Source organism: Nereida sp. MMG025 (assembly GCF_021654165.1).
In the GTDB taxonomy this organism is placed as follows: domain Bacteria; phylum Pseudomonadota; class Alphaproteobacteria; order Rhodobacterales; family Rhodobacteraceae; genus Nereida.
Map to the genome: position 1 here is coordinate 894,607 of NZ_JAKFZN010000001.1, position 21,562 is coordinate 916,168.

The following is a 21,562-nucleotide window of genomic DNA, read 5'->3' on the forward strand; positions in this document are numbered from 1 at the left end:
ATGAGAAATTGGCTAAGCTTTCCTGCATCCAGGTATGCCGCGCCAGATCAGTTGCCGCTTTGGCCGTCATTGCGGGCTTGTTGCAGTTCATCTTCGTCCCAAAACCCGATGATGTATCCGCGGCCAAGCTCCCCGCCGGCGCGGGCTTTGATGGTCTCATCACTGACCGTGACACGGTTATGATGCGCGCGCGCCCATGTGTTCATGGCGTTCGTTAACCGATCGATGTGGTCTTTCATATCAGCCGAAGCGCCCAGATCACCAAGCTCTTTGGGATCACTTTGCAAATCAAAAAGCATCGGACGGAAGCCTTCCGCGTGGATCATTTTCCAACGTCCATCAAACACCATCACCAAACGACAGTCGCCAATGGGTTGCTCCAAGATACCGCGCGCGCGGCGTACCGAATAGTCATATTCCGAAATTGCATACTGGCGCTCGCTCCTGCTTTGTCCCCGGATGATTGGCAAAAGAGAGCGCCCTTCAAGGATATGTGGCACGGCTTGGCCGCCTGCCCATTCCAGAAATGTCGGTGCCAGATCAATCGCCTCCACAAGCGCTTGTGACACCTGTCCGCGCGTTGCATCTGCGGCAGCGGATGGATCCACCACAATCATCGGAATGCGGGCAGAGGCATCATGAAACAGCTCCTTTTCACCAAGCCAATGATCCCCCAGATAATCCCCATGATCTGATGTAAAAACGATCAGGGTTTCGTCGCTCAGACCCTGTTCATCAAGATAGGCCATCAGCCGCCCGATCTGATCATCAATCTGAGAAATCAGCCCCATATAGGCGGGGATGACCCGCCTGCGCACTTCATCGCGCTGAAAGACCTGCGAGAACCGATGCTGATGATAGGCCGCCAACACGGGGTGCGGGCTGTCCAATTCCGCCTCATCGCGGTTCACAGGTAGCACATCATCCGCGCCATACATGTCGTGATAAGGCGCAGGCACGATATACGGCCAATGGGGCTTGATATAGCTCAGATGCAGACACCACGGTTGATCGCCTGAATCTTCGATAAATTCGATCGCGCGGGTGGTCGTGTAGGGTGTCTCTGATAAATGCTCCTCAATGCGGGCGGGCTTGTCAGCATTTTCCATCAGCCAGCCCGATAGGATATCACCGTCGGGTCCTTCGGCTGCATTTGCCCAATCGTGCCAAGGGTTATCGCCGCCAAATCCCAGACTGCGCAGATGGTCGTTGTAGTGTGAGGGGGCAAGACTGCCTTCGGGATGCAGACCGTCCAGACGGTCCCAAACTTCAAACCCACATTCTGCGATGCGTTGGCCTTTGCCCGTTTTGGGGTCCAGACCAAGGCGGCGCAATCCTTCAATATCCGCGCTCATATGGGTTTTGCCGCACAGGGCGGTGCGCATGCCAAGCGGCTCAAGATGATCGCCCATTGTCATCTCTCCCACAGGCAGCGGGAAATTATTCCAGGTGGCCCCGTGGCTGCGCACATAGCGGCCTGTATAAAAGGACATACGCGATGGGCCGCAAATGGGCGATTGCACATAGGCGCGGCTAAACTGGACCCCGCGCGCGGCCAAGGCATCAATATGGGGTGTTTTGATCGTCGGATGACCTGCGCAACCAAGGTAATCAAAGCGCAGCTGGTCGCACATAATGAATAAGATGTTCTTCTGGGTCATAAAAAAGGCCACGCCATCAACAGGGTTTACCCCAGTGTGGCGCGGCCTTACCGGAATTTCCAGCCGTTCATTGCCGGGTTATTGCGCCCATTCCCACGGGCGCGTGAAGCTGCCCAAGACAGCCGTGACCGCAGCGTCATCAACTTCGCCAGTTTTTGTGACATGCGCGACAAGCCCACGTCTTTTGCTTTCGACCACGCTGGTCACCTGGGCCGCAACGCCTGCTTTGTCCAACGCGGCATTATAGACCCGCGTGATCGCTGATTTGCGCAGATCGGGCTTAAAGACCTTGCCAACCGCGGTCTTGGGCAATTCGTCCAGAATTTCGATATGTTTGGGGTGCGCGGCACGTTCATGGACATGTTTTTCAGCGTAAGCCATCAACTCGTCTACGGAAACATCGGCACCCTGTACCAGCTCGACAAAGGCGCACGGCAGCTCACCGGCGTGCGCATCGGGCTGACCAATGGCGCCGACCATCGCAACCGCCTCGTGACCTGCCAGCGCCTCTTCGATCTCGGCGGGATCAATGTTGTGCCCACCGCGAATGATCAGGTCTTTGGCACGGCCCGTGATCCACAAATAGCCGTCTTCATCCATTCGGCCCAGATCGCCAGTGCGCAAATAGACATCGTGATGAAACAAATCGTGGTTCTTGTCGGCCTCGGTGTATGTGGATCCAGCAAAGACACCATAATTGTCCACGCAAATCTCGCCGACCTCATCGGTGGGCATTTCGATCACGCCATCGGGGCTGTGTTTGAGGATTTTGACATCGCAATAGGGCAAAGGCAGGCCCACCGACCCGATTTTCTTTTCGCCGTCCAACGGATTGCAACTGACCAGACAGGTGGCTTCGGTCAGCCCGTAGCCTTCCACGATGTTCACGCCCGTCGCAGCCTCAAACCGTTTGAACAGTTCTTGCGGCAGGGGGCTAGAGCCTGAAAACGCAGTCTTGATGGATGATACATCGGCATCGACAGGCCGTTGCATCAGCGCAGAAATCGCTGTGGGCACAATGATGACAAAAGTGACTTTCCAGCGTTCAACCAGCTTCCAGAAGTTATCAAACACACCGTCACCGCGATAGCCTTGCGGCGTGGGGAATACCACATGGGCACCGCTCGAAATCATCGCCATCAAAATCACATGAACCGCGAATACATGGAACAAAGGCAAGGGACAGATGATGACATCATCTTCCGAGAACAGCAGCGTATCGCCGATCCAGCCATTGTAGATCATGCCAGAATACTTGTGCTGCGCAACTTTCGGCATCCCTGTCGTGCCGCCCGTGTGGAAATAGGCGGCAACGCGGTCTCCTTGGCTGTCCGCAAAGCCCGGTTCGGTTTTTTGGGCCGCAACGGCTGCGGTAAAATCAACCACCTTGGCGTTGTGCGTCACCCGGTTTTTGGGACGAATAAACGGGATAATGAATTTCTTCAGACCTGTCACATAGCGCAGCAAGTCCACCTCAACCACATGGGTGACATTCGGCGCAAGCGACACCGCCTCGGCGGTCTTTTGGGCGACATCCGTTTTGGGAAACGCCTTAAGCGTGACAACGACCTTGGCGTTGGTTTCACGCAAGATCGCGCCGATCTGCGTTGCATCCAAAAGCGGGTTGATCGGGTTCACAATCCCCGCAATCATCCCGCCCATCAAGGTAAGAGCCGTCTCGTTACAGTTGGGCAGCACATAGGCCACGGTATCGGTTTCACCCACACCAAGACTGCGGAACAGGTTAGCCGCTTGGACGGATTGCGCATGAAATTCCGACCATGTCAGCGTTTCCGCATGATCATTTGGACCCGAAAAAATCTGATACGAAATCGCAGGGCGCTGACCAAAGCGGTCTTTGACGGATGTCAAAAACTGATACATCGTCTCGGGCAACCCGCGATCTTCAAATGGCATCTCTGCGTTGATAGCCTCGATATCTGCCTTGGTTGCAAACGCCATGACGGTCTCCTCCCCTAAATGTGGGACCGCACCTGCGTGACCCTCAAATTCCTCAGGTCAGGATGTGGGCAAAAGATGTATCGCGCAAGCGTGACGCCGCGAAAAAATACCGTCGCATACAGCTGGAACGTCACGTTACTCGGCGGCGATCCCATCGGTAAACTGCAGGCGCGCCAACCGTGCATAAAGGCCGCCCTGCCCCACAAGCTCGTCATGTGTGCCTGTGGCCACGATGCGGCCTGCATCAAAGACCACGATGCGATCAGCTTGTTTTACCGTCGCCAAACGGTGCGCCACGATCAGTGTGGTGCGGTCCGCTGACAGCGCCTCAACAGCTTGCTGCACAGCGCGTTCGCTTTCAGCGTCCAATGCGCTTGTCGCCTCATCAAGCAGCAAAACAGGAGCGTCACGCAGAATTGCGCGCGCAATGGCGATGCGCTGCTTTTGGCCGCCCGACAACATCACACCGCGTTCGCCGACATAGGTGTCATAGCCTTGAGGCAACGCACGCAAAAACGTATCGGCCGCAGCCGCCTTGGCAGCGGCGATCACCTGCTCATCTGTCGCATCAGGCAGGCCAAAGCGGATATTATCAGCCGCCGACGCTGCAAAGATCACAGGTTCTTGTGGCACCAAAGCAATGGACCGGCGGAAGTCATGACGGGCCATATCCCGCAGATCGACCCCGTTGAGCATAATTTGACCCTCTTGGGGATCGTAAAAGCGCTGAAGAAGTTGAATGATCGTCGACTTACCCGCGCCCGACGGTCCGACAAGAGCCACTGTTTCGCCGGGTTTGACATGCAGGGATACCCCATCAAGTGCGGCAATGTCGGGCCGCGAGGGATAGGAGAAACGGACATCTTTGAACACAACCTCGCCGTGGGTCGCATCTGGCAGCGCTTGGGGATCGGCGGGATCCAAAACCGTATCTTGCGCGTTCAAAAGCTCGACCAGACGCTCTGTCGCACCTGCCGCGCGTTGAAGTTCTGACCATATCTCGGACAGTGCCGCCACAGCGCCTGCGACCATGACCGAATAGATTACGAATTGCACCAATTGCCCGGCGCTCATCATATCGCCGCGCACATCATTGGCCCCAATCCAAAGCACGCCGACAATGCCCGTAAAGACCAAAAAGATCACAATCACAGTCATCAAGGCCCGCGTGCTGACACGCTTCTTTGCCGCAACAAAACTTTTTTCCGTGACATCCGCAAATTGCTGACGGGTATAGCTTTCGTTGGTGAAGGCCTGAACCGTTTGCACAGATGTCAGTGTTTCCGACGCCGTGCCAGACGAGGCGGCAATCCAGTCCTGGTTCTCACGGCTCAGCACGCGCATACGACGGCCCAGAACAATGATCGGGACAATGACCGCAGGCACAATCAACAAAACCAGTGACGTCAGTTTAAGCGATGTGAATAGCATCAACGCAAGCCCGCCCACAAGGATGAGCAGATTGCGCAGCGCGATCGAGATTGACGAACCGATGACCGACTGGATCAAGGTTGTATCGGTGGTGATCCTCGACAAAACCTCGCCTGTCATAATTTTTTCGAAAAAGGCCGGTGACAGTCCAATGACCCGATCAAACACAGCCTTGCGAATATCCGTGACCACACGCTCACCCAGGCGGGTCACCAAATAATACCGCAGCCCAGTGCCAAGCGCCAAAAGCGCCGCGATGGCCAACGCCGCCAGAAAATACTGGTTCAATAGTTCGGCGGATTTGGTGTTGAAATTATCGACCACACGGCGCACCGCCAGCGGCAACACCAGCGACACCATCGCCGTCAGGACCAATGCAGCCCCGGCTGCAAACATCAACGACTTATAAGGCCACAAAAAGGGGACCAAACCGCGCAAGGCGCTGAAATCTTTTGATTTCGCCCGTTCTTCATCGGACGTGATAGGTGGCTTTGCCATGCGCGTTTCCTTGTCTTGCGCATTCGTATATCCAGCGCCAAAGCCAGCGGCAAGCGGCCTTCTCGTCACATGTATTTCAATTTTGGAATGTTGTTGGAGCGGGCGGCGGGAATCGAACCCGCGTCATTAGCTTGGAAGGCTAAGGTCTTACCACTACACAACGCCCGCGCTGCGTGACTGGGTAATTCAGCGCCGCCCAAGGGTCAAGCCGCCACTGCAAAAAAGACGTCTGCAACCCTTGATTAGTTGCGACTGATTTGCATTTACAATAGAGACCCTTAGTAACATGGAGATCCGAATGACCCGCCTTCGCCTCTCGACCGCCTTGCTGACCACCGTCTTGGCCAGCTTCGCGCTGTCCGCCCAAGCGCAAGATAAACTGAAGGTGGTAACAACCTTTACCGTTTTGGCCGATATGGCCCAAAACGTTGCGGGCGACGCAGCAGAGGTTGTCTCGGTTACCAAACCGGGCGCAGAAATACACGGATATTCCCCTACCCCCCAAGACATCGTGCGCGCGTCAGATGCGGATTTGATCCTTTGGAACGGCCTCAACCTCGAACTCTGGTTTGAACAATTCCTTGGCAATTTGGGCGACGTGCCCTCTGCCACGCTATCAGACGGCATCACCCCCATCGCCATCGGGTCAGGAAGTTACGAAGGCAAACCGAATCCCCACGCGTGGATGGGCTTGGACAATGCATTGATCTACATCGAAAATATCCGGAACGCCCTGGCACAGGCCGATCCCGAAAATGCAGGGCTGTATGCCGAAAATGCCAGCAGCTACATGCAAACCCTGCGCGACACGGTTGAACCCTTGCGCGATGCGTTGACCGACATTCCCGAAGATCAACGCTGGCTGGTCACATGCGAAGGGGCGTTCAGCTATCTTGCCCGCGACTTCGGCATGAAAGAGCTTTACTTGTGGCCCATGAACGCCGACCAAAACGGCACGCCACAGCAAGTCCGCGCGGTGATCGACGGGGTGCGCGACAACAATATCCCGGTGGTGTTTTGTGAAAGCACCGTCAATACGGCCCCCGCCGAACAGGTCGCCCGCGAGACAGGGGCCAGCTACGGCGGCGTTCTTTATGTCGACAGTCTCAGCACACAAGATGGCCCCGTCCCCACCTATCTTGATCTTTTGACTGTCACAGCCACAACCGTGGTCGATGGGTTAACACAAGCGACGCAATGAGGATTAATCATGCCTGAAACCACCCCCATTGGCCTGCGCGCCGATGATGTCACCGTCACCTACCGCAACGGGCATACGGCCTTGCATGATGCAAGTTTCGAAATTCCACGCGGGACCGTCACGGCGCTGGTAGGGGTGAATGGTGCAGGCAAATCAACCTTGTTCAAAGCGATCATGGGCTTTGTGCCAACCGCAAAAGGCACCATCAATATCCTTGGAATGAGCGTCAAGGACGCGCTGGCCCAAAACCTTGTGGCCTATGTTCCACAGGCCGAAGAGGTCGACTGGTCCTTCCCCGTTTTGGTCGAAGACGTGGTGATGATGGGACGTTACGGCCATATGGGATTTTTCAGACGCCCCTCCGCCGCCGACCATGCAGCCGTGGAACAGGCCCTTAACCGCGTGAACATGCAAGATTTTCGGCACCGCCAAATCGGTGAACTGTCAGGCGGCCAGCGCAAACGCGTTTTTCTGGCGCGTGCATTGGCCCAGGACGGCAAGGTCATTTTGCTTGATGAACCCTTCACAGGTGTTGACGTCAAAACCGAAGAACAAATCGTCCAGCTGTTGCGCGAATTGCGCGATGAAGGCCGCGTTATGCTGGTCTCCACCCACAACCTTGGATCGGTGCCCGAGTTTTGCGACCGAACCATTTTGGTCAAAGGCACCGTTCTTGGATATGGCCCGACCGAGACGACCTTCACACGCGCAAACCTTGAGATGGCCTTTGGCGGTGTCTTGCGGCACTTCACCCTTGGTGGCGCAGACCTGCATGATGACGAAGACGCGCGCGAGATTACGATTTTCACGGACGACGAACGCCCTTTTGTTCAATATGGCGAAAAAACCCAACGCACGGATCGCAAATCATGATGGATCTGCTGCTTGAGCCCTTCAGCTACGGCTATATGACCAATGCGATGTGGGTGTCGGCACTGGTCGGCGGGGTTTGTGCGTTTCTGTCTGCCTATCTGACGCTCAAGGGCTGGTCGCTGATCGGCGATGCCTTGTCCCATTCCGTTGTTCCAGGGGTCGCAGGGGCGTATTTTCTGGGCTTGCCCTTTGCCCTCGGGGCTTTCGTGGCGGGCGGTTTGGCGGCGGGCGCCATGTTGTTTTTGTCCGAACGCTCGGGCCTGAAAACAGATGTGATCATCGGGCTGATCTTCACCTCCTTTTTTGGACTTGGCCTGTTCATCGCTTCGCTTTCGCCCGTTTCGGTATCGCTGCAAACCATCACGATGGGCAATATCCTTGCCATCACCCCGTCCGATACGCTGCAACTGGCGATCATCGGCTGCGTGTCGCTGGCCATCCTGCTGGCCAAATGGAAAGATCTGATGGTGGCGTTTTTTGATGAATACCACGCGCGCTCTATCGGTTTGCATCCTGCACGGCTCAAGGCGCTCTTCTTTGTTTTGCTTTCGGCATCCGTGGTCGCGGCAATGCAAACTGTGGGCGCGTTTTTGGTCATCGCGATGGTCGTCACACCGGGTGCTACGGCCTATCTGCTGTGTGATCGGTTCCCGCGCCTGCTGATGACATCCGTGGCCATCGGGTCCATCACCAGCTTTGCAGGGGCCTACATCAGCTATTTTCTTGATGGTGCAACAGGTGGCGTGATCGTAACCTTACAAACACTTATCTTCCTGATCGTCTTTCTACTTGCACCAAAACACGGGCTGCTGGCCGCCAAACGCCGCGCCCGCGCCGCCCTGACAGGGGCCCCCTCATGATCGAAGACCTGCTTTTGCCGCTGCAATTTGCCTTCATGCAAAAGGCGTTTGTGATCTCGGTCCTCGTGTCGGTCCCCACTGCGATCCTGTCGTGCTTTTTGGTGATGAAAGGATGGGCGCTGATGGGCGATGCGGTCAGCCATGCGGTGCTGCCGGGCATTGTGCTGGCCTATATTCTTGGTCTGCCGCTTTTGATTGGTGCCTTCGCAGCAGGCATGTTTTGTGCCGTCAGCACAGGGTTTGTGGCCAACAATTCGCGCGTGAAACAAGACACGGTGATGGGCGTGGTGTTTTCGGGCATGTTCGGCATCGGGCTGGTTCTTTTCGTTGCCGTCGATAGTGGCGCACACCTTGATCATATCTTGTTCGGCAACATGCTTGGCGTTGACCGAACCGAGCTTTGGACCGCTGGCATTATATCAGCGATCGTGGCAGCCGGGCTTGTTTTGAAATGGAAAGACCTGCTTTTGCATGCCTTTGATCCGGCACAAGCCCAAGCGCTTGGCCTTCCAGTGGTCTGGCTGCATTACGGACTTCTGACAGCCCTATCGCTCACGATTGTGGCAACCCTGTCTGCGGTCGGGCTGATCCTTGCCATCGGCCTGTTGATCGCGCCAGGGGCCATTGCCTTTTTATGGGTCCGCACATTCAAAGCGATGCTCGCGATGGCTGTGGCGGTCTGCATGATATCGATGCTCGCAGGCACCTACCTGAGCTTTTTCATCGACAGTGCCCCTGCCCCAACGATCATCCTGATCCAAACGCTGATCTTCATCGTGGCCTTCGTGCGCCGCCAAATTCTGACGCGCCGCGCGTCACTTGCCTAGCCCTCAAATGGTTCAATCAGGTCTGGCCCTTCGGCGCGGTTCGAATTCACATCCCGCGAGACACGGTGCATTTTCAGATAGTCGTCATCTGGCGCGTGCATCAGACGTGCCGCACCCTTTCCCTGCTCACCAAGCCACAGGCCAAACTGATCGGGCATGATCATCACTGGAACACGGTGGTGAATATCGGCCATTGGTCCAGAGGCTTGCGTGGTCACAACCGCGCAGGTGTTCACCGCGTCCTCCCCGTGACCCCACGTTTGCCAGATACCAGCCATAACCATCGGTGCATCATCGGCTGGCGTCACATACCACGGCAAACGCGCGCCATCGGCGTCTTTGGTCCACTCATAAAATCCCGTTGTCGGGATCAGGCAGCGACGTTCGCGGCAGGCCGCCCGAAAAGCAGGCTTCTGGGCAATGGTTTCGGCACGCGCATTGATCAACAACGGCCCGTCGTTGGGTGCCTTGTACCAATGGGGTAAAAAGCCCCACCTCATGGACACAAGCCGCCGCTGATCCGTGGCAGTCACCACATGGATTTGGGTGGTCGGGCAGACATTGAAATTCGGTGTGACAGGCAAATCATTGGCCGGCATAGCATCAAAAAGCTGCACCATCGCCTGTGGCGGCAGCAGCGTCGCCATCCGCCCGCACATCAGGCGGCAACCTTGCGCGGCGCAAAGACCATCGCAAACGCAAAAAGCGCGACACCCCCACCGACAACGCCAAGTGGACCGTAGCCGCCTGCCTCCAGAACCACGCCACCAAGCGCCGAGCCCAGTGCCGCGCCCACATAAATGGCGGCGGCGTTCAATGCCAACAATACGGGCGCTTGCACTGGCGAAAGGGCAATAAGCCGCGATTGCTGTGCGGCCATAAACGACCATCCGCTGATGGACCAGATTAGGATCAGCGCAAAGGCCGCGGGCATGGCAAATGGCAAAAAGAAAAACAACGGCATGATCGCAGCTTGGGCCACAGACAGGATCGCAAGCGTGCGCGCAGCCCCCAATCCATCGGCCATGCGCCCGCCAAGGATATTGCCGATCACCGCACCAATGCCAAAGACCAGCAAGGCCAATGAAATCATCCCCCCGTCAAACCCCATAACATCACCCAAAAGCGGGGCAAGATATGTGTAAAGCACGTAGACCCCACCCAAAAAGACGCTCGTAAACCCAACCGCCAACATCAGATGCGGTGTCACCAGCACTGCACCCAGATCGCCCAGGGCCACAGGTTGAAACCGCAACCCCGCGGGCACCCGCATCCAGATCAGCGCCAGCATCGGCATCCCAAGCAGGACCACGATCCAAAGTGCGGGTCGCCATCCATAGGTATAGCCGACGTAACTGCCCAGTGGCACGCCGATCACCTGCGCAAGCGTCAGACCAAAGAAAACAGCGGCCAGAACCCGCCCTCTTGCTTCGGGCGCGGTCAGCCCTGCCACAACGGCCGCGGCCACGGGCGTGAACATCCCCGCCCCTGCCGCCGCCAACAGGCGTGACGCCCACAAAAGGGCTTCGCTTGTGGCCAGCGCGGACAGGGCATTTGCCACCAAAAACAGGCCGAAGGCCGCCGCCAACACGCGCCTGCGCCCGATTTGCCCTGTGATCGACACAAGCACTGGCGACAACACGGCATAAGACAGCGCATAGACTGTCATCAACACCCCTGCGCGGGCAGGCGTGACAGACAAGTCAGCGGCCAAAGGCTCAAGCAGGCCAATCACCACAAATGCACCCATGCCAATGACAAAATTGGCCGCCGACAGCAAAGACACCAATGATTTCGGGGCAGTCTGGGACATATTGATCCTAGCAAATAAAAAGGCGCGTAAGGGGGATCCTTACGCGCCTTTCCCAAGCCTGTCAGCCTTTACTTGGCCGCGATGCGACCGTCTGTATAAGGCGCATAGGGCGCGTTTTCGGCCATGTATTCAGCCGTCACATCCGCCAGATCAGGGCCGTAATCATAGGCGTTTTTGTCGTCGCCCGCGAACATGCCATAGCCGTCCCCACCGTTGCGCACATAGTTGTTTGTCACAACCTTATAACTCGCCGCCGGATCAATCGGAACAAAGCTGTCACCTTGTGCAACCATCACTTCTTGGACACGTCCCTCATTGGGGGCAACCGTGGGGTCAAACGTGAATTTCATTCCCGCCACCTGCGGGAAGCGCCCTGCGATATCTTCGATCTGGCTCACACCGTTTTCCAGCGCATCAATCAGCGTCTGGCCCGAAATCTCGAATGTCGACAGCGTGTTTTGGAAGGGCAGCACCGTCATCACCTCGCCCATCGTGACCTCGCCTGCATCAATGCTGGAACGCAGACCGCCCGAGTTGGCAATCGCAATCGTCACGCCCTGATCGGCCACACGGTCCAACATCGCATCGGCCACAAGATTGCCCATCGGGCATTCCATCACACGACAGACGGAACGATCGCCCTCGATCTTGTCTGCCGCATCCGCAACAACCTGCTGGCGGATTTCTTCAAGCGGCTGCGCAAGCTCGGCAATCCGCGCCTTCATGGTCTCGTCTTCCGCAACGGAGGCATCGATCAAAACAGGTTCGCCCACAGCCTCGGTGACAACGCCGTTGTCATCAAAGGTCACGTTCAGTTCCCCCAGATATTTCCCATAGGCATAGGCTTGCACGATCTGCGCCTCGCCCACTTTCATCGGGTATGGTCCGGCCGCGCGATCAGATGTGTTCGACAAAAGCGTGTTCGAATGGCCACCCACGATGATATCGATACCGGTGGTCGCGGCGGCGATACGTTTGTCCGCTTCAAAACCCGAATGCGACAGCACGATGATCTTGTTGATCCCCTCGGCTGTCAGGCGATCCACCTCTGCCTGAACGGCGGGAATGGGATCTGTAAAGGTGATATTGGGCCCGGGTGATGACAGCTCGTCATTGTCCTGCGGTGTCAGGCCGATAAAGCCGATTTGTTCGCCACCACGTTCCAACACCGTCGATTTCAGCACCTTGCCTGCCAAGGCAGGCTCGGCTGAAATATCGGCATTGGCCATCAAGACGGGGAAATCCACCTTATCGACAAAAGCGCCAATGGTTTCGGGCCCGTGGTTGAACTCGTGATTGCCGATGGCGAACAGATCATAGCCGATCTTGTTCATCATCTCGGCTGCCACATCGCCCTTGTAGTAGGTATAAAACAGCGACCCCTGAAACATATCGCCCGCGTCCACCAGCACGTAATTGTTGGTGCGGCTGCGCGCATCCTCAATGGCTGTGACAAGACGGGCCGCGCCGCCAAAGCACTTGCCCTCGTCATTGTCCTCAACCGAACAGGGGCCGTCAAAACGGCTGATCGGTTCAAAACGGTCATGGAAGTCATTGGTGTGCAAAATTGTCAGCGCGTAGTCGGCAGCGGCAGCCCCCGCGCCCACCCCCGTGGCCACAGCAGCGGCAGCGGCGGTCGTCATTAAGCGAGCAAACATAGAATCCTCCTTGTTGATATTACGGATAGTCAAAACGTCGCAGGCGCGACTGTCCAGCAATTTAGCAATGTGACGTAACAGCCGCTTGACGATCGCCTATTTGGGCGGCACTTCGGGGTGCATGCTGATTTACAAAATATTCCGCGGTCCCGAATGGGACGATATGCAGGCAAATGGCGAAACCCTTGGCGCGCCGATTGATTTGGCCGATGGCTACATCCATTTCTCAACAGCCGACCAAGCTGGTGAAACCGCCGACAAATGGTTTGCAGGCGTGGACGGGCTGTGGCTGGTGGCCTTTGACGCGGATGCAATGGGTGCTGCGCTGAAATGGGAGCCGTCGCGCGGCGGCCAGCTTTTCCCGCACCTCTACCGCGCCTTGCAGATGGCGGAGGTCAAATGGGCCGTTCCGTTGCCGTGGGATGGAAAAGCCCACCGTTTTCCACAGGACATGACATGAGCCTTTATGAAAAAGTCGCCATGCGCGTGCTGCGCAGTTTTGACAGCGAACGCGCCCACGGGCTTGCGATCAAGGCGCTGAATGCGGGCCTCAGCCCTTTGTCGGGTGTTGTCACCTCCGAACGTTTGCGCACCACGGTGGCAGGGCTTGAAATGCCCAACCCCGTAGGTCTGGCCGCAGGTTTTGACAAAAACGCGCAAGTCGTGGGGCCGTTGCAACGCGCAGGCTTTGGCTTTCTTGAGGTCGGGGCCGCAACGCCCCGTCCGCAGGCTGGCAACCCCAAACCACGCCTGTTTCGCCTGCACGAAGATCACGCGGTCATCAACCGGTTCGGCTTTAACAACGAAGGGATGGAGGCGATCACCACACGCCTTGCAGCCACGCGCCGCGACATTCCCATCGGGCTGAACCTCGGGGCCAACAAAGACAGCGCCGACCGCGCCGAAGACTACCGCACCGTGCTGCGCCATGCAGGGGCGCATGTGGATTTCGCCACCGTCAACGTCTCGTCGCCCAACACCGAAAAACTGCGCGACCTGCAGGGCAAAGACGCGCTGCAGTCGCTTTTGGCAGGTGTGCTGGACGCCCGCGACGAGGCGGGGTTGCGCCTGCCCATCTTCGTCAAGATCGCACCTGATTTATCCGCGTCCGAACTTGCCGACGTGGCCGAGGTTGCAGCCGCCCTGCCCGGCCTCGATGGCATCATCGCCACCAACACGACCCTTATGCGCGATGGGCTGAAAAGTGCGCAGCGCGGTGAAACAGGCGGTCTGTCCGGCCAACCACTGTTTGAAATGTCCACACGCGTTCTGGCGCAGCTGTCGGGCCTGACAGACAAACCCATCATCGGGGTGGGCGGCGTGGCCAGCGCAGAGCAAGCCTATGCCAAGATCAAAGCTGGTGCGTCCGCCGTGCAGCTTTATTCGGGGCTGGTCTATGGCGGTTTGTCACTGGCCGCCGATATTGCCCGTGGCCTCGATGATCTGCTGGCCCGCGACGGTTTTGCCAGCGTGGCAGATGCCATTGGCACCGACCGCAGCGCGTTTCTTTAGGCGGCCGCTGCACGCTCAAGCGCGGGATAACGCGCCCCCAAGGTGATCCCGCGGGCAATAAAGCTGATCAAAAGGCACAGCCACAGCCCGTGATTGCCCAACCACGGCAGCAAAACCATCGCGCTGCCGAAATACACAATCGCAGACACAATCATCATATTGCGCATATCGCGGGTTTGGGTCGCACCAATAAAAATCCCGTCCAGCATCCAGGCCGCCACCCCCACAAAGGGGGCCGCAACCATATAGGGCAGGTAGTCGCGCGCAGCGCCCCGAACGTCGGGGGCCGTGGTCATCACGTCAATCACCACCGCGCCAAAGACTGCAAAACTCAGCCCCAACACAGCGCAGGTGACCGCGCCCCAAAGCCCCGTAATCAATGCGCCGCGCCGGAGCCGCACAGGATCGCGTGCGCCCTTGGCCTTGCCCACAAACGCCTCGGCCGCAAAGGCAAAGCCGTCCATCGCATAGGCGGTGATATACAGAAACTGAAGCAGCACCTGATTGGCCGCCAATTCCACGTCCCCCAGATCACTGGCGAAGAACAGAAAACTCATGAAAATCGCCTGCAACAGCACAGACCGGATCATGATATCGGTGTTCACCGCCGTCATATTGATCAGAGCGGCACGGTCGGCAATGCGCGCCCAATCTTTCCATGCAGGCGTGTTAAAGGCCGCGCGGCACAGCCACAGGCCCATCAGCAACCCCGCCCATTCCGACACGAAGGTCGCCCAAGCCACCCCCTGCACACCCCAGTCGAATCCCAGAACAAAGGTTACGGATAAAACGATGTTCAAAAGGTTCATAAAAAGCTGAATCACCAGCACAGCGCGGGTGCGTTCCTGGCCAATAAGCCAGCCCGTGATGCCATAGATCGCAATCATCGCAGGGGCAGACCAAACGCGAATGGCCATATAATCACGTGCCATCGCCTCAACCGCATCGCTGGCAGGCGACAGCTGAAACGCCGCCCAGAAAAGCGCACTTTGGAAGACGATGATCAGCGCACCTGCGCCAAAGCCGATCATCAGCACACGACTAAGAAGTGCCGCCACCTCGCCTGTGTCGTCTGCCCCCTCGGCCTGCGCTGTCAACCCTGCGGTTCCCATCCGCAAAAAGCCGAAAAACCAATAGAACGCCGTCAGGATAATCGCACCGATGCCAACCGCGCCAATAGGCACAGGATCGCCCAACTGCCCGACCACGCCCGTATCAACAGCCCCCAAAATGGGCACGGTTGCATTGGACAGAACGATGGGCAAAGCCACCGCCCAGACGCGCTTGTGGGTGATGGGCTGTGCCGGCTCAGCCATCCCGTGATGGCATCAGGAAATGCCCCGTGCCTTGGGCAAACATCTTGTCACGGTTGTCCTGCCATGCCTCAACATACACGCTTGCATAGCGGCGGCCCGACCGGTTGATCCGCGCGCGCGCATACGCATCGCGCGGCAGACCGCTGCGCAGATAGTCCACGGTGAAATCGATGGTCTTGGGCAGCCGCGGCAAGGCTTGCGGCGAAAGCGTTTCGGCATCCAGTCGTCCGCTTTCAATCTCGTCCCACAGCATAGCCCACGACAATTCGATAATCGCAGTGGTTTCCAAAAACGCCGCCGTCACCCCGCCGTGGATGGCAGGCAACAACGGATTGCCGATCAGCTTGGGTTTGAAATGTAAGGTCGCGGTCAGTTCATCCCCGCGCCGGTCAAAATCAATGCCCAGAAAATTGATGTAAGGCACACCGCTCACAAGGGCCTGCAAGGCCGCGTCGCGGCGCTGTTTGATCACTTGCATCGGTTCGGGCGTGCGCCGCTTTGCACCACTCATGCGCCCCGCTCCAGGGTAAAGGCGCCTGTGGCGGTGGCTACGGGGTTGTCTGCATCCTCATCCATCGCGGTGGCGCGCACAAATGCGACAGAACGGGTCACGTGATAGCACTCTGCCCGTGCGGTAATGGTCTGCCCTGGCGTGGCCGCGCGCATATAATCAATGCGCAAATCAATCGTCGCGGTGCCAATGGGGGCCGCGGGATGTGACATCACCGCAGCCCCGCCACAGGTGTCCATCAGCGCCGACACCGCGCCACCGTGAATAACTTTTGTGACGGGGTCCCCCACCAGCTTTTCATCATAGGCCATAGTGATTTCGGCCACACCGTCATCAATCGTGGTCAGCGTCATCCCCAAGGCTTGGCTATGCGGGATGGCTTCAATGAACTGGCGGGCCAGCTTGGTCTTGTCGACAGTCTCCGCACACATGGGGTCACCTCGTCTTTCAGGGTCTTTTATTTCGCCAGCGCACGCGCCCTTCAAGCACAATCTGGCCCCTTGCCCCTGCGTCTGCCACCCCTTAGCTTGCCCGAAGGGAGAGATACGACATGACTGAACGGCTTACATTCAAAGAGATGTGCGCAAAATTCGACGTCACACCACGGACGTTGCGCTACTATGAATATATAGAGCTGCTTCACCCTGAAAAGGAGGGGCGCTCGCGGTTTTATGGCCCAAAGGAATGTGCGCGCATGACGCTTATCTTAAGGGGGCGGCGGTGGGGCTTCCCGCTGGAGGATATCCGACAGTGGCTTTTGATCTATGAAAACGAAGGCACCGAATCCCAGATGCAGGCATGGGTTGAACTGGCCGACCGCCAGCTGCTTGACCTGGAGGAACAGCAAAAACAGCTTGCCGAAACCATCGCAGAATTGCGCCGCGTGCGCGACGAAACCCGAACAGCACTCAAAAAATCGTAATTCGGGTAAGGTATTCCATACCCAAATTTTCCCTTACCAAAACGCTTTGGATTGAAGAAAATTGCGCCCTGCCCTTTGGTAACTTCACAATCATTTCGCATACCCCCAAATGACGCGGCGTTACATTTACGTTAACGTAAGCTTTTGTTGTAATGTCGCCGAGAGATACGCAAATCACCCTCATCCGCAACGGCATGAGGACCAGTCAAATGGCCGATGAAATGATGAACATACGCGAAATGTGCGACGCATTCGATGTAACGCCCCGCACTTTGCGCTTTTACGAAGCCAAGGAACTTCTGTTTCCTGTGCGTGAAGGCCAAAAGCGCCTTTTTACCAAACGTGACCGCGCACGTCTTAAACTGATCCTGCGCGGCAAGCGTTTTGGCTTCAGCCTCGAAGAAATCCGCCAACTGCTCGACCTGTATGACATGGGCGACCAGCAGCACACGCAATTGGTCAAGACTTATGAAGTGGCCGAGGACCGTTTAGCTTCCATGATTTCGCAGCGCGACGAACTCAACGAAGCGATCGAAGAGCTTAAAGAACAACTGGAATGGGGCGCCAAAATGATCGCCGCATCCAAAGACAAGCACCACGCTGCCGAATAGGCCGCGATTACGACGACCAAGGGAGAGACACAGATGCCGCATTACACCGCCCCCACCAAAGACATGCAATTTGTCCTGCACGAGATGCTGAAGGTCTCGGAACAACAGATCACAGGATACGGCGATCTGGACGCCGATTTCACATCTGCGATCCTCGAAGAAGCAGGTAAAATTGCCATGGACGTCACCGCACCGCTGAATGTGGTCGGCGACGAAGAGGGCTGTGTTTTGGAAAACGGCGTTGTGCGCACGCCCAAAGGGTTCAAAGAAGCCTTTGACACCGTCGCCGAAGGCGGCTGGATGGGTCTGGACATGCCCGAAGAATACGGCGGCCAGAACATGCCCTACATCATCCAAACAGCAGTGGGCGAAATGCTGTCGTCGGCCAACATGGCCTTCAACATGTATCAAGGTCTGGCCCACGGCGCGATGTCGGCGATTGTGGCCCACGGCACAGACGATCAAAAAGAAACCTATCTGCCCAATATGATTGCGGGCAAATGGGGCGGTACCATGAACCTGACCGAACCGCACTGCGGCACGGATCTGGGCCTGATGCGCACCAAGGCCGAACCACAAGACGACGGCACCTACAAAGTCTCGGGCCAAAAGATCTGGATCTCGGCGGGCGAACACGACATGGTCGACAACATCGTCCACCTTGTTCTGGCCAAAATCCCCGGCGAACCTGATGACATCAAAGGTGTGTCGCTGTTTATCGTGCCAAAATTCCTGGTGAACGCAGACGGCAGCCTTGGCGAACGCAATGCGCTGTCGTGTGGTGGTCTCGAAAAGAAAATGGGCATCCACGGCAACGCCACCTGCGTGATGAACTATGATGGCGCAACGGGCTACCTGATCGGCGAGAAAAACAAAGGCATGCGCGCGATGTTCACCATGATGAACGAAGCCCGCATCGGCGTTGGCCTGCAAGGCTATGCCCAAGGTGTTGTCGCCTATCAAAACGCGCTTGGCTTTGCCCAGGACCGTCTGCAGGGCCGCGATGTGACAGGTGCCGCAGCACCCGACAAACCCGCTGATCCCATCATCGTGCACCCCGACGTGCGCCGCAACCTGATGGACCAGAAAGCCTTTATCGAGGGCGCACGCGCCTTTACCTTCTGGGGCTCTACCATGATCGACCGCGCCCACCGCGCTGGCGACAAAGACGCCGATGATCTGATCTCGCTGCTCACGCCGATCATCAAAGGCTTCCTGACCGACAAAGGCTTTGAGACGACCGTTCTGGCGCAACAAACCCTTGGCGGCAGCGGTTTCACCCGCGAATGGGGCATGGAACAATTCGTGCGCGATGCCCGTATCACCATGATCTATGAAGGCACCAACGGCGTGCAATCGCTCGACCTTGTAGGCCGCAAACTGGGCCTGAACGGCGGCAAAACCGTCATGGGCTTTTTCGAGCTGGTCAAAAATTACATCAAAGACAACGGGGATCACGCCGAGCTGAAGGAACACTTCCTTGAGCCCTTGAAAGCCGCATCCAAAGACCTGCAGGCCGCTGGCATGTATTTCATGCAAAACGGCATGAAGAACCCCAACAACGCCCTGTCGGGATCGTATGATTTCATGCATCTGTTCGGTCAGGTCTGCATGGGTCTGGTCTGGTCGATGATGGCCAAAGCCAGCTACGATGCGCTGGAAAATGGGGCCTCGGACACCGAATTCTATCAGACGAAAATCGCAACTGGTAAATACTACATGGCCCGCCACCTGCCCGTCACCCGCACCCATCTGGCCCGTATCGAAACAGGCGCAGACACGGTGATGGAACTGGACGCGGCCAACTTCTGATGCCCAAACGCCTTCGCCTGACCCGCCGCTTTCCTGTCGCCATGACCGAGGATGGCTACCGCCGTCTCAAACGGTTTGCCGCCGATGCGGGGTTGGACGAAGGCGAGGCACTGTCGTTCCTCTTCGAGAACTTCGACAGCGTTATGGACGACGAAAAATTGCCGCACCGCTTGCGTCTGTTCAACGCCGAATTGGAAGACCGCAAGAAGTAAATAACCTTGGGAGGGGTGCCACGTGACAATCAAACTCTACTGCTTCGGCGAAAGCGGCAACGCCTACAAAGCCGCGCTGAGCCTGGAGATGGCAGGCATGGATTGGCAGCCCGTTTTTGTCGATTTCTTCAAAGGCGCCGCGCGCTCTGACGATTTCAAAAAGCTCAACCCGATGGGCGAAGTGCCCGTCATGGTAAACGGCGATCTGACCCTCACCCAATCGGGCGTGATCCAGCAATATGTCGTCGATCAAACGGGCAAACTGGGCAGCGATGACCGGTATGAGCTGCAACGCTGGCTGCTGTGGGACAATCACAAGATGTCCTCGCAAGCAGGCGTGCTGCGCTTCATGACCAACTTCCTGCCGCCCGAGAAACGCAACGCCGATGTAAACGCCTTTTTGACAGGCCGTTTCAAAGCCGCGCTGTCGGTGTTGGACACACATCTGACGGACCGCGACTGGATGGTGGGCGATGCGCTGAGCATCGCAGACATCGCCAACTGCGCGTATCTTTATTACCCCGAACCCTACGGGTTCGACCGTTCCGATTATCCCGCCATTGACGCATGGCTGACCCGCATCAGCGATCAGCCCCGCTGGAAACACCCCTACGATCTGATGCAGCGCGCCTTGCCTGCCTCACCTGAATAAGGAGACTACAATGTCCGAAGCCTATATCTATGACGCCGTGCGCACCCCGCGCGGCAAAGGCCGCAAAGACGGCAGCCTGCATGAAGTGACATCCGTGCGCCTGTCCGCGCAAGTTCTCAATGCCGTCAAGGAACGCAACAACCTTGAAGGCCACGCCGTCGAAGATGTCATCTGGGGCAACGTCACCCAAGTGATGGAACAAGGCGGCTGTCTGGCCCGCACGGCCGTTCTGGCCTCAGACCTCGATGAACGCATCCCGGGCCTTGCCATTAACCGGTTCTGCGCGTCTGGCATGGAAGCCGTTAACCTTGCTGCAAACCAAGTCAAAGGCGGCGCAGGCGACGCCTATATCGCAGGCGGCGTCGAAATGATGGGCCGCGTCGCCATGGGCAGCGACGGTGCTGCGATTGCCGTGGACCCAAGCGTCGCGATGGAAACCTATTTCGTCCCCCAAGGGATTTCCGCCGACATCATCGCCACCGAATACGGGTTTTCGCGCGATGACGCCGACCAACTGGCGATGAAATCCCAACAGCGTGCCAAAGCCGCTTGGGATGACAAGCGTTTCGACAAATCTGTGATCACAGTGCGCGACCAAAACGGTCTCGAAATCCTCAGCCACGACGAATACATGCGCCCCCAGACCGATATGCAATCCCTCGGCGGCCTGAACCCTGCATTCCAAGCCATGGGCGAAGTTATGCCCGGCTTCGACAAAATCGCACTGATGAAATACCCGCACCTTGAGAAGATCAACCACATCCACCACGCAGGCAATTCATCGGGCATCGTCGACGGTGCTGCGGGTGTCCTGATCGGCTCCAAAGAGTTCGGTGAGCGTAATGGCCTCAAGCCGCGCGCGCGTATCCGCCAGACCGCCAAAATCGGCACTGATCCGACGATCATGCTGACAGGCCCCGTGCCTGTGACCCACAAGATCCTCGCGGATTCTGGCATGAATATCAAAGACATCAACCTGTTCGAGGTGAACGAAGCCTTTGCCTCGGTGGTTTTGCGCTTCATGCAAGCCTTTGATGTCGACGACAGTGTGGTCAACGTCAACGGCGGCTCGATCGCCATGGGCCACCCGCTTGGTGCGACAGGCGCCATCATCATCGGCACTTTGCTGGACGAGTTGGAACGCTCGGACAAAGAAGTCGGCCTCGCCACCCTGTGCATCGCATCGGGCATGGGTGCGGCAACAATCATCGAACGCGTGTAAGGAGCCAT

Annotated in this window: 21 protein-coding genes and 1 tRNA gene; 12 read left to right on the top strand and 10 right to left on the bottom strand. The window is 57.3% G+C overall.

Annotation, left to right across the window (positions count from 1 at the left end; genetic code table 11):
- Positions 1–47 precede the first annotated feature (47 nt).
- The 4 genes from L1065_RS04420 to L1065_RS04435 form a co-directional block, all read right to left on the bottom strand.
- Entirely contained in the window at positions 48–1,661 is a 1,614-nt protein-coding gene (locus L1065_RS04420) for a sulfatase-like hydrolase/transferase (RefSeq protein ID WP_237094221.1), read from the bottom strand.
- A 78-nt stretch (positions 1,662–1,739) separates the two neighbouring features.
- Positions 1,740–3,623: an acyl-CoA synthetase gene (locus tag L1065_RS04425; RefSeq protein ID WP_237094222.1), complete on the bottom strand. Its 1,884-nt coding sequence runs from the start codon at positions 3,621–3,623 to the stop codon at positions 1,740–1,742.
- Between the two features lie 135 nt (positions 3,624–3,758).
- Positions 3,759–5,552, bottom strand: a complete 1,794-nt coding sequence (locus L1065_RS04430; protein ID WP_237094223.1) for an ABC transporter transmembrane domain-containing protein — start codon at positions 5,550–5,552, stop codon at positions 3,759–3,761.
- Positions 5,553–5,646: 94 nt separating this feature from the next.
- Positions 5,647–5,720 (bottom strand) — tRNA-Gly (locus tag L1065_RS04435).
- A gap of 130 nt (positions 5,721–5,850) precedes the next feature.
- On the opposite strand from L1065_RS04435, the gene L1065_RS04440 reads away from it, so the two are divergent.
- The 4 genes from L1065_RS04440 to L1065_RS04455 are packed head-to-tail and all read left to right on the top strand — an operon-like array spanning position 5,851 to position 9,313.
- Positions 5,851–6,753: a metal ABC transporter substrate-binding protein gene (locus L1065_RS04440; protein WP_237094224.1), complete on the top strand. Its 903-nt coding sequence runs from the start codon at positions 5,851–5,853 to the stop codon at positions 6,751–6,753.
- Between the two features lie 9 nt (positions 6,754–6,762).
- Positions 6,763–7,626 (top strand): manganese/iron ABC transporter ATP-binding protein, encoded by an 864-nt coding sequence (locus tag L1065_RS04445; RefSeq protein ID WP_237094225.1) that lies wholly within the window; start codon positions 6,763–6,765, stop codon positions 7,624–7,626.
- Positions 7,626–8,486, top strand: coding sequence for a metal ABC transporter permease (locus L1065_RS04450; protein ID WP_237094543.1), 861 nt, complete (start codon positions 7,626–7,628; stop codon positions 8,484–8,486). The genes L1065_RS04445 and L1065_RS04450 overlap by 1 nt, the downstream gene beginning before the upstream one ends.
- Positions 8,483–9,313 (top strand): metal ABC transporter permease, encoded by an 831-nt coding sequence (locus tag L1065_RS04455; RefSeq protein WP_237094226.1) that lies wholly within the window; start codon positions 8,483–8,485, stop codon positions 9,311–9,313. Before L1065_RS04450 ends, L1065_RS04455 begins: the two co-directional genes overlap by 4 nt.
- On the opposite strand, the gene L1065_RS04460 is transcribed toward L1065_RS04455, so the two are convergent.
- From L1065_RS04460 to L1065_RS04470, 3 genes are all read right to left on the bottom strand, one after another.
- Positions 9,310–9,972, bottom strand: coding sequence for an SOS response-associated peptidase (locus L1065_RS04460; RefSeq protein WP_237094227.1), 663 nt, complete (start codon positions 9,970–9,972; stop codon positions 9,310–9,312). The two genes, L1065_RS04455 and L1065_RS04460, sit on opposite strands and share 4 nt — an antisense overlap.
- Complete coding sequence (locus L1065_RS04465) at positions 9,972–11,126, bottom strand: MFS transporter (protein WP_237094228.1); 1,155 nt, start codon at positions 11,124–11,126, stop codon at positions 9,972–9,974. The genes L1065_RS04460 and L1065_RS04465 overlap by 1 nt, the downstream gene beginning before the upstream one ends.
- Positions 11,127–11,194: 68 nt before the next feature.
- Complete coding sequence (locus L1065_RS04470; RefSeq protein WP_237094229.1) at positions 11,195–12,784, bottom strand: bifunctional UDP-sugar hydrolase/5'-nucleotidase; 1,590 nt, start codon at positions 12,782–12,784, stop codon at positions 11,195–11,197.
- A 121-nt stretch (positions 12,785–12,905) separates the two neighbouring features.
- Between L1065_RS04470 and L1065_RS04475 the strand changes: the two genes are divergently transcribed.
- A complete protein-coding gene (locus L1065_RS04475; protein WP_237094230.1) occupies positions 12,906–13,244 on the top strand; it encodes a DUF952 domain-containing protein in 339 nt (112 codons plus the stop codon).
- Positions 13,241–14,296 carry a quinone-dependent dihydroorotate dehydrogenase gene (locus L1065_RS04480; RefSeq protein ID WP_237094231.1) on the top strand — a complete coding sequence of 352 codons (1,056 nt, stop codon included), beginning with the start codon at positions 13,241–13,243 and terminating at the stop codon, positions 14,294–14,296. The genes L1065_RS04475 and L1065_RS04480 overlap by 4 nt, the downstream gene beginning before the upstream one ends.
- On the opposite strand, the gene L1065_RS04485 is transcribed toward L1065_RS04480, so the two are convergent.
- The 3 genes from L1065_RS04485 to L1065_RS04495 are packed head-to-tail and all read right to left on the bottom strand — an operon-like array spanning position 14,293 to position 16,554.
- Positions 14,293–15,612, bottom strand: coding sequence for an MATE family efflux transporter (locus L1065_RS04485; RefSeq protein ID WP_237094232.1), 1,320 nt, complete (start codon positions 15,610–15,612; stop codon positions 14,293–14,295). The two genes, L1065_RS04480 and L1065_RS04485, sit on opposite strands and share 4 nt — an antisense overlap.
- Positions 15,605–16,123 carry a PaaI family thioesterase gene (locus L1065_RS04490; RefSeq protein WP_237094233.1) on the bottom strand — a complete coding sequence of 173 codons (519 nt, stop codon included), beginning with the start codon at positions 16,121–16,123 and terminating at the stop codon, positions 15,605–15,607. The genes L1065_RS04485 and L1065_RS04490 overlap by 8 nt, the downstream gene beginning before the upstream one ends.
- Positions 16,120–16,554 carry a PaaI family thioesterase gene (locus tag L1065_RS04495; RefSeq protein ID WP_237094234.1) on the bottom strand — a complete coding sequence of 145 codons (435 nt, stop codon included), beginning with the start codon at positions 16,552–16,554 and terminating at the stop codon, positions 16,120–16,122. The genes L1065_RS04490 and L1065_RS04495 overlap by 4 nt, the downstream gene beginning before the upstream one ends.
- Before the next feature lie 119 nt (positions 16,555–16,673).
- Here L1065_RS04495 and L1065_RS04500 point away from each other — a divergent pair, with 119 nt between their 5' ends.
- The 6 genes from L1065_RS04500 (at position 16,674) to L1065_RS04525 (ending at position 21,554) form a co-directional block, all read left to right on the top strand.
- Complete coding sequence (locus L1065_RS04500; protein ID WP_237094235.1) at positions 16,674–17,045, top strand: MerR family DNA-binding transcriptional regulator; 372 nt, start codon at positions 16,674–16,676, stop codon at positions 17,043–17,045.
- Positions 17,046–17,254: 209 nt separating this feature from the next.
- Positions 17,255–17,656 carry a MerR family DNA-binding transcriptional regulator gene (locus L1065_RS04505; protein WP_237094236.1) on the top strand — a complete coding sequence of 134 codons (402 nt, stop codon included), beginning with the start codon at positions 17,255–17,257 and terminating at the stop codon, positions 17,654–17,656.
- 33 nt (positions 17,657–17,689) lie between these two features.
- A complete protein-coding gene (locus tag L1065_RS04510; protein WP_237094237.1) occupies positions 17,690–19,468 on the top strand; it encodes an acyl-CoA dehydrogenase C-terminal domain-containing protein in 1,779 nt (592 codons plus the stop codon).
- Positions 19,468–19,680, top strand: coding sequence for a hypothetical protein (locus L1065_RS04515; RefSeq protein WP_237094238.1), 213 nt, complete (start codon positions 19,468–19,470; stop codon positions 19,678–19,680). The genes L1065_RS04510 and L1065_RS04515 overlap by 1 nt, the downstream gene beginning before the upstream one ends.
- Before the next feature lie 22 nt (positions 19,681–19,702).
- Positions 19,703–20,332, top strand: coding sequence for a glutathione binding-like protein (locus L1065_RS04520; protein ID WP_237094239.1), 630 nt, complete (start codon positions 19,703–19,705; stop codon positions 20,330–20,332).
- Positions 20,333–20,342: 10 nt separating this feature from the next.
- Positions 20,343–21,554 carry an acetyl-CoA C-acetyltransferase gene (locus L1065_RS04525; protein ID WP_237094240.1) on the top strand — a complete coding sequence of 404 codons (1,212 nt, stop codon included), beginning with the start codon at positions 20,343–20,345 and terminating at the stop codon, positions 21,552–21,554.
- Positions 21,555–21,562 lie beyond the last annotated feature (8 nt).